Here is a 13629-nt window from a genome sequence, read left to right on the forward strand (position 1 = left end):
AGAGTCACCTGCGCCTTCATCTCAATGATGCTGCAACAACACCTGTGAAATCTTCCTTGCCTCAACAGCTGGATCCACCGCATGCGTGATCGCCGATCCTACAATCACCACATCTGGGCCTAACAGCGCATAGTCCTTCACCGTCTGGCTGCTGATACCGCCTGCCACGGCAATCCGGGCTTTCCGGCGCGCCTTCAGCATCGTTATCAAATCATCAATCGGTTTGCGCCCTGCTGCCTGCTGGTCGGTGCCGGTGTGAACTGCAAGCATATCCGCCCCTGCCTCCTCCAGCAGGCGAACCCGTGCGGGCAGATCGTCGACGCAGATCATATCCACCACAACCTGCTTTCCGGCCTCTTTCGCGGCGCGGATGCAGGACTGGATCGTCAGCACATCGGTCACGCCTAACACCGTGACATAGTCTGCCCCGGCGTCGAAAAGCAGCTGCGACTCAAAATGGCCGCCATCCATAATTTTCGCATCCGCCAGCACTTCCTTATGCGGGTATTTTTCTTTAATGGCTTTAATCGCGTTCACGCCTTCCCGAATAAGAAAGGGTGTTCCCACTTCAATAATATCAACTTCATCAACCACCTTCTCAATAAATACCAGCGCTTCAGGCAGGGTTAACTCGTCCAGGGCAAGCTGTAATTTCATGTTGGTTTCCTTGTATCGAATGACTATTCGAGGTTGGCGTGCAGCGCAAAACCTTTGGTTAAGCGATATCCCGTCGACTGCGCCAGATTCACAATCATGGCATCGCCCAGCACCATGACCGCCTCTTCAAACAGGCTGCCGCCGGGCAGAATGCCTTTCACGTTATCGGGTCCATCCGGTAGTTTGTCGGTATAGGCCGGGATCCTGACCACCACCTCCGCCAGATTCCCCAGCGTGGACTCGGGGAAAATGGTCAGCAAGGCCACTGTGCCGCCCAGTTGCTTCGCTTTTGTAGCCACATTCACCAGCGAAGCCGTTTCGCCCGAGGCGCTGGCCAGCAGCAGCAGGTCGCCTTTTTGCAGCGCAGGCGTGACCACATCGCCGACAACATGCACCTTCAGGCCGATATGCATCAGGCGCATCGCCAGAGCTTTCAGCATTAACAGCGAACGCCCTGCGCCAAAAACAAATATCGCGTTCGCTTCAGCGATGGCCTGCTCCAGACGTGCCAGCGCAGCGCCATCAATCCGCGACATCGCCTGATTCAGGTCGCTACAGGCAACGCCTGCAACAGATTGCGTTTCCATCATGCGTCCTCCTGACAGAGCGGGAATAAATCATCCTGATACTGGAGCATCCCCATGATTTCCCGGACATAGTTATCGACATGCCCCAGAAAATGGAAACGTTCCGGCGCGGCGCGATAGCGCTGGTAAAGTGGCGTATCGAAGGTGATGCCAAGATGCGGGTTCTCTTTGACGGTGGCGAATTTGATGTGCGGAATATGCGGATAGTAATGATTCTTGCGCACGCAGAGCTGCCCGTTCTCCTCCACGATGTAGCAGGCCATACCGTGGTAAAACTGCACCGTGTCGTAGTGAACCGCGCAGGGTTTATACGCCAGGTTGCTGAATACCAGCGGCCCGTCGCCGATATTGATAGAGCAGTGGCCGTAATTCGGCGGCACGATAATGCTCTGCCCTTCCTTCACCACCGCCACGATAAGATCGTCCACCAGCAGATCTTTTGGCTCAACGGCAAAATCCGGCGACTTTTGCAGGATATACGCCGCAGTGCCCTTAATCACTTCATACACTTCCGGATGGGTGTTGCGCCGCGTATCGTTATAGCCGTGATAGTGACCGCTGGTTTTCTTGCGCTCCTTGCCAATCGTTCCCGGCATGATGATGGTGATGTCGTACTGATACTGATCAGCGGCAAGCCGTTCCTGATCCTCCGGAAAGCACAAGCCGCGATAAACATCGTAAGCCGGTTCATCGCATAGCGCTTCGGTGAACTCCGGTAAGACTACCGCCATCTGCCCGGCGCTTTTGCGGCCAAAGCCGAGATAGTTCAGCGGGGGTTTCAGCGCCATCACGCCGTCGTCATCGAGATACAGCGGCAAGCCGCTGTGGTGTAGCTGTTTCATTTTGCCTCCTGTGTATACGCGTTAGCTGCGCGGATCGCCTCTTTCAGCCGATCGGATTTCATGCCAAATACGCTCTGGATATTGTTCCCGACCTCGACGACGCCCGCCGCGCCAAGCTGTTTCAGCAGTGCTTTGTCCACGAGTGTCTTATCCGTCACGTCAATGCGCAGACGCGACATGCAGGCTTCGATGCTGGTCATATTCCCCAGCCCGCCATAGGCCAGAATGATGCCGCTCACGAGGTCGTTCTGTTCGTTTTCCTGCGCCACAGCGGTTTCTTCAACTTCACGCCCCGGCGTCAGCAAATTCCAGCGGCGGATGGCAAAGGTAAAGAGGACGTAGTACACCACGCCCATCACCAGCCCGACCGGGAACACCATGTACCAGTGAGGCGCGCGCGGCAGGACGCCAAAGAACAGATAGTCGATAAGCCCGCCGGAGAAAGAGAGCCCGATGTGTACGCTGAACCACTCCATCAGCAGGAACACCAGCCCCGCCAGGACGGCGTGAATGCCATACAGCACGGGCGCAACAAACAGGAAGGAGAACTCAATCGGCTCGGTGATGCCGCAGACGATGGAGGTGATCGCGCCGGAGAGCATAATACCCTTCACTCGAGCTTTGTTTTCCGGGCTGGCGCAGCGATAAATCGCCAGCGCTATCGCCGGAATGCAGAACATCTTGATCGGCGTCAGCCCGGCCATAAAGGTTCCGGCGGTAATCGGCACCTGATCTTTCAACTGGGCAAAGAAGATAAGCTGGTCGCCATGCACCACCTGCCCGGCTTTGTTCACGTACTCGCCAAACTGCAGCCAGAACGTCGGCCACCAGACATGGTTAAGACCAAACGGGATCAGCAGTCGCTCGACAAAACCGAACAGGAAGGCGGACACGCCCGGCCCCTGCACCGTCATGGTATTCGACAGGCCATTAATCAGATGCTGAACCGGCGGCCAGACCACCGCCATCACCAGCCCGACAAACAGCGCGGCGAAGGAGGTCACTATCGGCACAAATCGCTTGCCGGAGAAGAACTCCAGCCACGAAGGAAGCTGGATGCGGTAATAGCGTTTATACAGCCAGGCGGCGATAATCCCGATAATGATGCCGCCAAACACGCCGGTCTGCAGCGAAGGGATGCCCAGCACCATAGTGTAGTCACGCACCTGCGCCACCGACTCGGGCGTGATCCCCAGAAACTGGCCGATGGTGACGTTCATAATCAGAAACCCGGCGATCGCCGACAACCCGGCAATGCCCTGATCGTCACTAAGCCCTACCGCCACGCCGACCGCAAACAGCAGCGGCAGGTTAGCGAAAATCGCACTGCCCGCTTCTGCCATCAGCTTCAGCACGTGAACCAGCCAGTCAGCGCCGAGAAACGGCAGGCTGGCGACAATATTGGGATCCTGAAAGCTGACGCCGAAGGCCAGCAAAATACCGGCGGCAGGCAGCATGGCTATGGGGATCATGAGCGATCGCCCGATGCTTTGTAACATTTGCAGAAGGTTTAATCTTTTCATCTCGATCTCCTGAGCGCGTCTTTATGACAGGGATTCGCACAACAGCAGGTTCTGCTCCGAACACCTTCAGTATCCGAACCGGAGGTGATTAAAAAAACAGCAACCGAAGACGAAAGTTATTTCCGGTTTTCGCTTAAAACCGGAAAATTTATGAGGACAATCACGCCAGAAGCCGTCAGAAAGGGATAAAAGAGGAAAACACGTTCGGCGGGAGGGCATCATATGAGTATCTTCGAGGCGCATTTTCGCAGGCTGCACGCCCGCTACGGCGCAGGCCAGACGCACGAATTACAGATGCAGGAAATCGCCGCCATCTTCGGCTGTTCGGTGCGTAATTGCCGGATTGCGCTGAAAAAGATGCACCATGAAAAATGGCTCGACTGGCAGCCGCAGCGCGGACGCGGCAAGCGCTCACGGCTCCACCTGTTAACCTCGCCGGAAAAGCTGTTCAGCCAGAACGTCAATAAGCTGCTGGAGAAGCAGGATTACGGCAACGTGCTGCGGTTTATCGGCAACGACAAGTATCTGCTGGATCGCCTGAGCCTGTGGCGCTTTGGGGTGCAGGATAAAAGCAGCGAAACGCGGGTGCGCATTCCTTACTATCGCAATCTGGATCCCCTTAACCCGCTCGTTCCCCTGCGGCGGACCGAACGCCACCTCCTGCGCCAGTGCCTGAGCGGGCTGACGCGCTATGACGCCGTTCATGGCAGGATCGTCCCCGATATTGCCCACTACTGGACCCACAACGAGAACTTTACCCGCTGGGAGTTCTGGCTGAAATCCACCGCCCGCTTTGCCGATGGCAGCGAACTGGATGCCAGCACCGCTCAGCGCTGCCTGCTCGCCGCCAGCCAGAGCCCGCAGTTCGCCCCGCTTTTCAGCCCAATCAAAGCCATCACCGCTGACGCCCCCTGGCATCTGACGATTGAAACGCATCACCCGGTCAGGCGGCTCGACTGCCTGCTCGCCACCCAGCCGACGATGCTGTTTGATTACCAGCACGGACACATCCGCTGTACCGGCGCTTTCCACTTGCAGGAGCACAGCGACAACTTTATGGTTTTGCGGCGCAATCAACACTGGCACCAGGCGCGGCCCGGACTGGATGAGATCACCATTTTCACCTGGGCTCCGGAGCATATCAGCATGAGCTTTATTCCCCTGCTGCGGGGCGAAGAGGCGCAGGATGACCGCCCGCTCAACGAGCGTAGTCTGGAGCAGGGCTGCTGCTTTGTACTGCTAGATAGTGACGGTGCCTTTGCAGATGAGGCCGGAAGACGGTTTATCAATTACCTGCTGCAACCTGTCGAACTCCTCAGCCAGACGCAGCTTCCCGACGAATACGCACGCATCCTCTCCGTTGCGCAGGGCATGCTGCCACAGTGGAACCACCGCCCGGTGGATTTTGGCGGGATCACCGCGCCGTTTAACCTGCGTCAGCCAGTCATCATCAGCACCTTTCAGCAGCCGGAACTTGTGGAGCTTGCCGGAGCGATTCGCCGCCTGCTTGAGCGCTGGCATATTCGCGCCGAGATACGGATCGACGCATTTGACAACTTTAACAGCCAGCCACGCCCTCCTGCGGATATCTGGCTCAGCAACTTTATGCTCGATACCCTTTCGGTTCCGGCATTTCTGGAATGGCTGGCTTCCACCGCGCTGTTTACGCACTTGACTGAAGCCCAGCGACAAAACCTGAAAGCCCTGCTGCCGACCATTCTGAACAGCGACGATGAACAGGCATTCGCCACCATTGCCGCCTTTTTCCATGAGATGACCCATCAGCGATATGTCATTCCTTTGCTGCATCACTGGATGGAATTTGCGACCGAGAAGTCATTTACCTGGCGGGATTTAAATACGTTGGGATGGCCGGATTTTAGCCAACTTTGGCTCGAATAATGCTACGCCCGCAAAAGCTCGCTAAAGGGCCTTTAAAGGCCTTTAAGGGTAAGGGAGAGAAGTGCGGGATTTGGGGTGGAGGAACGTTTGGTCATCTGTATGGGCAATTCCATCAAATCCATCCGCAGCCCCCTTTACTGTCTACCGATACCTACATTCAGAACGTCCTGTAGACGAAGCTAAAATGCCCATGCTCAATGCCTGTACCTTCAGCTGCTACATAGCTTTGGACATGACGATTTATTAAAAGGCTCATAAAGGTTCAAATCATCACATAATAACTATTATTGTTTTTTATCAATAAATTATGAAAAAACATACCTTGACCAAGGCATCCATAGTGCTATGTTTACGGTAAGCTACTTAGCGCTTGGGCTGCACTCCTGAGGGACCATGACATTCGAGGATGATGCCTGTCTGCTATGTCAGGTTGGTCAAACCCTTCGCCCCGCAAGCGAGACAATCAGCAAGGAAGATTAATAGTATTGGCAATCTGTAGCGAAGAGTTGCAGTACTGCCCCTTCCATCATCCACAATGATAGCTATCAGTAAGTTAACGAAAATGAGAGGGCATCGGAAATGCTCGAAGTTGAATTTCAGGAATGGTTGAAGAGCAGAGGCGCCAAAACGCAAGCAGGCCTCAATTCCCGTATTTATGCTGTCAAAACTATAGAAAAAAATCTCGCAGCACTTGGTTCTCCTCATGCAGATCTGGATGCAGCCTACAAGGCGGATGGATTTGCGCAATTGCGGCAGCGGATCAAAGAGATTCGCCGTGATGCCAAAGATAGCGGCAATGACTATCGGTTACTAATGCCTGAATCAGAGCAACCGCTTAACCGATTGTCCAACTGGAATAGCTGGCTCGGACAATATGGACGTTTTCTGAGCGGTGATGACTCTCAGGCCGACGAAATTCGGGATTATGTTCTTGAAAACTACATCACCCCAGCCAGAGAGCGAGGTGACGCAAGTGTCACCCTGGTAGTTGGTCCTCTGAATACTGAAATGGGTCTCGACAAGGGATGGCCGAACATCTGTCAGGCTCTTGATGGTCAAAAATTTCAGGAACTAGCGGATGTTCCCCCTCCGGTGACGGAAGGACCTAAAAAGAGCACAACCCGGAAATATACGTTCATCCTTACGGAAGGAAGCGAACTGGTGGCCCAGAATAAACCAACTCCGACTAACCTTATTTTTTACGGTCCTCCAGGTACCGGAAAGACCTATCACACGGCGAGGGAAGCCGTAGCGCTCTGCGATGGCAAAGATGCCTATCCGAACTCAAAAGATGGGCGTGCGGCCCTGATGGCGCGCTATAACGAACTGATGGCAGAAAAGAGGATCTCTTTCGTCACATTCCACCAGAGCTATGACTACGAAACCTTCGTTGAGGGCCTTCGTCCAGAAATCGGTGAAGATGAGTCTTCGTCTGCTGGTTTCAGACTCATGCCTACGCCGGGGCTCTTCAGAGAAATTTGTGCCCTTGCCGATCAGGCCAGAACACAACCCCGTGCACAGACAGATGCCTCGGCACTGCAACTATCCCAAAAACGCTTCTGGAAAATGGGGCAAGGGACAATTGGCACCGAAGACGATGTGTATGAAGATGCCCGCGACAATGGGTATATCGCTCTGGGTTGGGGTGGGACCATAGACTGGAGCGCGGATAGATTCTCATCGTTCAACGCGATTCATGATGAATGGATCAAGCAAAATCCAGGGAATCTGACACCTAGTAACTGGACGCAAACCTATCCCTTCCGTTGCGAAATGAAGCCTGGTGATATCGTGATTGTCCCTTACGGGAACACTGCGTTTCGCGCTATCGCTGAAATAACTGGTGATTACTATTTCGTTCCTGAAGCCGAAGGTTACTATGCCCACCGCCGCCCAGTTCGCTGGCTACTGACCCTTGATGAACCACTGCCACTCGATACAATTATCGATGGTAACTTCACCATGCGGACGCTCTATTCCATTGCCACCAGTCGTGTGAATATCCCGGCGCTAGGCAGACTGCTCTCAAGTACAGAGAACCTGAATAATAGTTCCGATGTTAAAGGCCAACCAGAACAATTCGTCCTCATTATTGATGAGATCAACCGAGCAAATATCTCGAAAGTGTTCGGTGAACTGATTACGTTAATTGAGCCGGATAAACGTCTTGGAATGCCTGATGCACTCACCGTAACTCTGCCTTATTCGAAAAAGAAAGATTTTGGCATCCCCGCCAACCTTCATATCATAGGCACCATGAATACCGCCGATCGATCCATCGCCTTGCTCGACACAGCATTAAGGCGACGATTCAACTTCCGGGAAATGGCTCCCGACGCGACCCTGCTAAGTGAAGTAGAGGGGATCGATCTCAAAGCCGTTCTTACCACCATCAACCAGCGTATTGAATATCTTATAGGCCGGGAATATCGCATTGGACACGCCTTCTTTATCAATTGTGAATCCAGGGAACAAGTTGAAGATGCAGTGCGCAATAAGGTCATACCGCTGTTACAAGAGTATTTCTTCGAGGACTGGAGCCGAATCGCGGCAGTACTGGGCGATGGTTTTATGCAGGAAGAGCAGATTTTACCGCCACCCGGAATAGAGGGGGAACCATTATCAAGCTGGTCGGTACGTGCACCGTTCAGAAATGACGCCTTTGATCGACTGATAGGCAAAGCCAGAACGTTAAATGTCACCGCTCTTGAGGTGGCTGGTGAATCGAAAGAATGACGCACCTCACGGTTCGCGAATGGGGTGGTGTTTGTGTGAACACTGAAAGCAGTATAAACGCTCCTCATGCTTTTACCCGCCCTCAGGCTAACGCGCTGCTTACGGCGGCGCGCGAGCATCCGCTGGCAAATCAGCACGGTACCAATATCTTAATCGATCGCCATAACAAAATTATTGCCGGGCAAATGGTTGGGGTCATTGCCGCTCCGGGATGTAGCCTTGAGATCCTGCCCAAATTCGACGACGAGACGATAGAACCGGACGCCACAATACGCAATCGCCTGATACGTATGCTTGATGTCGCCCTCGGCCTTAAACTCGTCAATGGACAGGCTGCAACAATGGCGAGACAAGCTGAAAGCCTGCTAGAGATACTCATCCGCTTGTTCGCCGAGCGACTCTTATCTGAAGTACATCGGGGATTACCGCGCACCTATTTGGCACAGGAAGACGATTTGCCCTCATTGCGCGGAAGGCTCAATATCAAACGACAATTCACTACGCTTGCCGTCCGCCCCGACCGTCTCGCCTGTCGTTACGACGAACTGTCGGCTGATACCGCCCTACTTCGAATTATGAAGGCGTGTGTAGTTCTGCTTCACCATTATGCCCGCGCTGCTGATACGCTCCGTCGACTGAATGAATTGCGCATCCTGTTAGCGGGTGTTAGCGACGTCCCTTTCAGTCATCTGCCGTGGTCACAGGTACGGATCGACCGAACCAATCATCGCTGGGAAGCCCTCTACAATCTGGCACGTCTTCTCCTGCGACGCGACTGGCAAGCTACACACCACGATAAACGAGCGCAGAACGGGATTACGCTGCTTTTCCCAATGAACGACCTGTTCGAGGCATATATAGCGGCGCTGGCGAAGCGTGCTGTACGCGGTACGGAATGGACGGTTCGTGCACAGACAGGCAGATTATACTGTCTGATCGAGGACGTAAAAGAAGGCAAACCACGCTTCCAGACCCGACCGGATCTGCTTATCGAGCGGGAGCAGCAGATTGTTATGATCATAGACACTAAATGGAAGCGTATTGGGCGTCATCCAGAAGATGTCAGGCATGGAGTATCGCAGACTGATGTCTACCAGATGATGGCCTATGCCCGGCTTTATCACTGCCCACAAGTTATGCTTCTCTATCCACATCATGCAGGTCTGGGAACGCAACCTCTGAATGCAGGCTATAGGATTCTAGCAGGCAAGGAACAATTACAGGTGGCTAGTGTGGATCTGATTCTCGATGAGGACAAGATTGTCGGGCAGTTAATTAACCTTCTCGGCATCAACACGCAGTGAGGTGAAAAGGCGAGACCGATGCACCTTGAGGCTCGGCTCTCTCAATAACCTCAATCCATGATTTAGGCTCAAACTTACATGATCATTTAATGCATTTAATATACTGGGCTTATTCTCTTGGTACGTAGAGAATAACAGTAGGACATGTCCGCTATGAGCGAAAAGCGGACGTTTGCGCTAGTTCTGTGCTGATAAAAACACCATTAAATAGTATAATTAATCAAAGGATCATATGATATCTTTCGTAAAGATTAATTCTTAACTTTTAGGATTATTATGTCAGATTTAGAAAAATTCCTGCCAACTTTGAAACGCTTATCAAAATTAGACAAGCTCTCTGAGAATGAAATTTTAAATCAATTCAGGAGAAATCATAGCGTAGAACCAGTGATCTCAAAAAGTGAATTTTGTCATGCTTCTTTCACAGTTAAAATTGATGATTTAAACTTCTTGCTTACCGAAAGGCCAATATCGTACTTAAATAGACATTGGGGACGATGTTCGAATATTCAGTTGCATGCAAATTCACTTGGTATAGCATTACCCCTATATATTGGAGAAGGTACTCTTTCTTCTGCAATCCATGAAATTAAAAGATGTGAAAATCCACTTGAGAATTCAAATAAATGGTTGTTCGAAAATTTCTCATTAGAAATTGCAATTGCTTATTTCAACAAATATTTTATAAAGAGTGAATCACTAAAAAACTACAAAACAATTATTTTTGAAGCTATAGAAGCTTTTTATTTGGGGTATGATCATATATCTATAATGTCGCTCTTCCCTGTCTTTGAAGGAGGGTTGAGGAACTTACTCGTGAAATTTTGTGATGGTGACAACACAAATACAAGTGCAGACAGATTTGAAAAAGAAATTAGAAAACTCATTATTACATGGGGAAGTCGGCAGCTACCAAATTTTGACTGGCATCCCGGCAAAGGTTATGACATTGAAACTGAGGTGGATTTTTTCACACATTTAAACCCCCAGTGTGATGTGATTAATTCAACCAGATCTTTTTTTAAAAATGTCATATATAAACCAACTGGAGGTGTTAATGAAGGTAGTTTCAATAGACATTTGACACTACATTTGCTGAATCAGAATTTCAATGAGCCATCTAATTTCGTTAGGATTTTCTTGGCGTTAACACATTTAACCTTTGCAGAAAGTCTGATGAACAATAATGTCCCTTTCTTCTGGGAAGGTGTAGATGACAATGACCGACGCATTGCTTCATTCATTTCTAGAAGTGGTGATGTTATTTTTGGAATGCGTAGAAAAGAAATTAGTAAGCTTGGGTTAAATTTATACTGATACAGGCGTAATCTAAAATACAAATCAAGTATAGGTCGTATACTTTTTTTGGTTGCCCTAAAAGAAATTTATAACGTCCGCTTTTGGCACGAAGCGGACTAGTTAACTGAGCTGGAGGTCCGCTGTGAGTGAACAGCAGACGTTTGCTAAGGTGTATTAGTAAATTAGGAAAAAATCATTATTTCTAATTGCACGGTACAATTCTTTTTCATCATATCTCGACATGTAAAAATTACCAATAGCTCTAAATAAATTATAATTCGCATCCCAGTTAGACCATTTCAGGATTAATTCTTTGTAATGCGGAAAAATCTCACTATCTTGAACGTAGCGTTCTGTATCGAAAACTTCTATGATCTCACAAATTCCCCACTTATTTAACCCATAATATATATCATCAAATCGCTCGGCTTCTTCTTCAGTAAAATGCGTTGCATATTGCGCAAGGTTAAATCGAATTTCTTGCGAAACGTCATCCGCCCTATTCCTGCCATTTACAAAACCATACTGATAAATCATACAAATAAAATTACGCTGCAACATTGATAGTTCTGATAATTTTTTTTGAAGATGATACAAATCATTTTCACACTGCTCACGCAACCATTCTTTATGGGAGTCAGTTAAGTTCCAATTTACACCTAATTTATTTATTTCAATGAACTTATTAAAAAGAGATTGGTTTCTTTTGAAACTGGTCACTTGTGGTATGAATAATCCCGAAGAGTTTAAAGGAATCCAATCGGAAAAGTTCTCTTTAAGATAAGCAACGACTTTATGCCGTTCTCCTGTTTCTAACGTACATAGAGAGGATATTAAGTCATTAATATCAAAAACTTTCACGTTAAAGTATTGATGAGAATATTTTATTCGTTTGTTAGTGGAGTTGATGAAAAAGTAAAAATCTTTATATCCGCTTTTTCTGAGCCAATCAGGTGTTTTATCTATGCTATCTCCGAATTTTTTGCTACTTGCGGTTGCCGTTACTTGCATCACAATTTTATTGTGCTCATCAACATAATCTATGCCGGGGTAATTATGCTTAAAAACTTTGTTAGCGTCTTCAAACTCTTTTTGAAAAGCTTTATTTATTAGCCACATTAAGGCCTCTTCCGAGGAGGTTGTTCCATTTTGCAAATTAAGTTTTGATTCGTTAGAAATTGTTGCACTATAGCTACTTAAGACTCCAGCTACGAACCTCTTAAAAGTTTCAGTTTTAGTTGCATATATGTTCATTATTGAGAATCCTTTTTCATTTTTATAACTGCCAGAATACAGCTCAGCGGTTTTCTTTTCAATATGGGAATGTCCGCTCCTGGCACGAAGCGGACATTGGCAGCCTCAACAACATGAGAAGCATTAAGGTGTATTAACCAATGGATGGAAAGCAAGTCGGTTTATTGTGCCAGCCCAACTTTTACGAAAGGGCTACCGTGACTGCGCGATTTTTTGATTAGCTTGCCTACGTATAATTCTCTGACTTCTGGTGATGCAATTCGCCCAACAAACTCTGAACGGTTGGTTTCGGGGGGGATAATCAGTTCCCGAGTAAAGTACTGTTGAGAGCCTGCCTTTAGCCAGCACTGTATCTCGTAGACTTCCATCACCAAACCGCCGTAGGTTGCGTATGCAAATTGCAGGTTTTCATCTTTTGGTACTTTTGCCCAGACGCCACGCGTAGCTTCATATAATGCAAGTGCACTCATGCCAGACTTGTAGGTGCTGTTTAGCAAAAAAGCGAGCCCTGCATGTTCAGGTGCAATTTCCGTCTCTTGCTTAAGAAGGAGATGGTTGAGCTCATCCAGCGTGATTCGCCCCATAAGTGAGCTGCTTCCTCGTACTTTGTTGGTCAGTTCTCCAACACCTAAGAGATCAATACATGTTGCTTCAACAAGCTTCGCGGTTGCCTCATCCATGCCATGGCGTAGTATGTCGATTCCCAGATTTCCTGTTTTTAACAGATGATTAATTCGTTCTGATTTCGGAGAGCAATCATTACACTTTATATGATCAAGACAGCGTTCTGACTTGCCTTTGCCTATATAAAACGGTTTTTTTGATACATCTTCAGTGTCATAAAATGCATAAACATAGAACTTAGCCATCCCTAACGCTTTCGAGTATTTTGAAAAATCTTTCACAACCTTGCTTCCTTAGGACAAAAGTACTTAATTTCCCTATCGGCACTATAGTTCAGAACTTAAGAGCAAAACAAATAGCATATAGATTGACTGATCTGCCCCCATTGATAAATAAGGGCCAAAGTTAGCAACGTTCGCGTGTGGCATTCAACGGACGGCTAGCAAGATCATGAAGAGCGTTATAAGCAAGGAGCGAACATAGTTTTCATCTCTACTGTTTATAGCGACTCTGACTGGATGCAGGGTGTCGCAGGAGGGATGCTTCGGGGCGTATTGGACGTCGCACCAGCTCCCCTCCGCAGTTCGGACACCGGCCATTAAGTCGTTGAGTCACTCAATCGACACAGAATGTGCATTCAAATGAACAGATGTATGCCTCTTTTGATTCAGGTGGCAGATCTTTATCACAGCATTCGCAATTAGGACGGAGTTCAAGCATGGTGATCTCTTATTGTTAATATACCTAAGGCCAGCTACCTGTATCGACTTCAGTTGTTTATATGTATTAGATGAGAATGGTCTACAGGCGGGAAAATTCAAGAGAGTGAATTATCCGACAGAAACACTCACTTCCGGAAACGAACGACAAGCCTATAGCGTCCACCAGAGCCTAAACTAGC

Annotated in this window: 10 protein-coding genes and 1 pseudogene; 4 read left to right on the top strand and 7 right to left on the bottom strand. The window is 49.0% G+C overall.

Annotated elements, in window-relative coordinates; genetic code table 11:
• Nucleotides 1–21 precede the first annotated feature (21 nt).
• The 4 genes from hxlA to ptsG are packed head-to-tail and all read right to left on the bottom strand — an operon-like array spanning nucleotide 22 to nucleotide 3609.
• Nucleotides 22–657, bottom strand: a complete 636-nt coding sequence (hxlA, locus tag O1721_RS20925; protein WP_032649182.1) for a 3-hexulose-6-phosphate synthase — start codon at nucleotides 655–657, stop codon at nucleotides 22–24.
• A 23-nt stretch (nucleotides 658–680) separates the two neighbouring features.
• Nucleotides 681–1244, bottom strand: coding sequence for a 6-phospho-3-hexuloisomerase (gene hxlB / locus O1721_RS20930; protein WP_032650087.1), 564 nt, complete (start codon nucleotides 1242–1244; stop codon nucleotides 681–683).
• Nucleotides 1244–2086, bottom strand: coding sequence for a glucose-6-phosphate isomerase family protein (locus tag O1721_RS20935; RefSeq protein ID WP_032649184.1), 843 nt, complete (start codon nucleotides 2084–2086; stop codon nucleotides 1244–1246). Before O1721_RS20935 ends, hxlB begins: the two co-directional genes overlap by 1 nt.
• Entirely contained in the window at nucleotides 2083–3609 is a 1527-nt protein-coding gene (ptsG, locus tag O1721_RS20940; RefSeq protein ID WP_032649186.1) for a glucose-specific PTS transporter subunit IIBC, read from the bottom strand. The genes O1721_RS20935 and ptsG overlap by 4 nt, the downstream gene beginning before the upstream one ends.
• A gap of 222 nt (nucleotides 3610–3831) precedes the next feature.
• Here ptsG and O1721_RS20945 point away from each other — a divergent pair, with 222 nt between their 5' ends.
• From O1721_RS20945 to O1721_RS20960, 4 genes are all read left to right on the top strand, one after another.
• A complete protein-coding gene (locus O1721_RS20945) occupies nucleotides 3832–5511 on the top strand; it encodes an SgrR family transcriptional regulator (protein WP_032649189.1) in 1680 nt (559 codons plus the stop codon).
• Between the two features lie 579 nt (nucleotides 5512–6090).
• Entirely contained in the window at nucleotides 6091–8247 is a 2157-nt protein-coding gene (locus O1721_RS20950) for an AAA family ATPase (protein ID WP_032649191.1), read from the top strand.
• Complete coding sequence (locus O1721_RS20955; protein WP_032649193.1) at nucleotides 8244–9551, top strand: McrC family protein; 1308 nt, start codon at nucleotides 8244–8246, stop codon at nucleotides 9549–9551. Before O1721_RS20950 ends, O1721_RS20955 begins: the two co-directional genes overlap by 4 nt.
• Nucleotides 9552–9827: 276 nt before the next feature.
• Nucleotides 9828–10868: a hypothetical protein gene (locus O1721_RS20960; RefSeq protein WP_032668570.1), complete on the top strand. Its 1041-nt coding sequence runs from the start codon at nucleotides 9828–9830 to the stop codon at nucleotides 10866–10868.
• Nucleotides 10869–11024: 156 nt separating this feature from the next.
• Here O1721_RS20960 and O1721_RS20965 read toward each other — a convergent pair whose 3' ends face one another.
• The 3 genes and pseudogenes from O1721_RS20965 to O1721_RS20975 form a co-directional block, all read right to left on the bottom strand.
• The gene (locus O1721_RS20965; protein WP_045324735.1) at nucleotides 11025–12104 is read right to left on the bottom strand and encodes an SMEK domain-containing protein; all 1080 of its coding nucleotides are present in this window, start codon (nucleotides 12102–12104) and stop codon (nucleotides 11025–11027) included.
• Nucleotides 12105–12265: 161 nt separating this feature from the next.
• Nucleotides 12266–13009, bottom strand: coding sequence for an LEM-3-like GIY-YIG domain-containing protein (locus tag O1721_RS20970; protein ID WP_045324733.1), 744 nt, complete (start codon nucleotides 13007–13009; stop codon nucleotides 12266–12268).
• 211 nt (nucleotides 13010–13220) lie between these two features.
• Nucleotides 13221–13448: pseudogene (locus O1721_RS20975) on the bottom strand (DUF1272 domain-containing protein).
• Nucleotides 13449–13629: the final 181 nt, after the last annotated feature.

Source organism: Enterobacter cloacae complex sp. HYC033_NIDB (assembly GCF_056673335.1).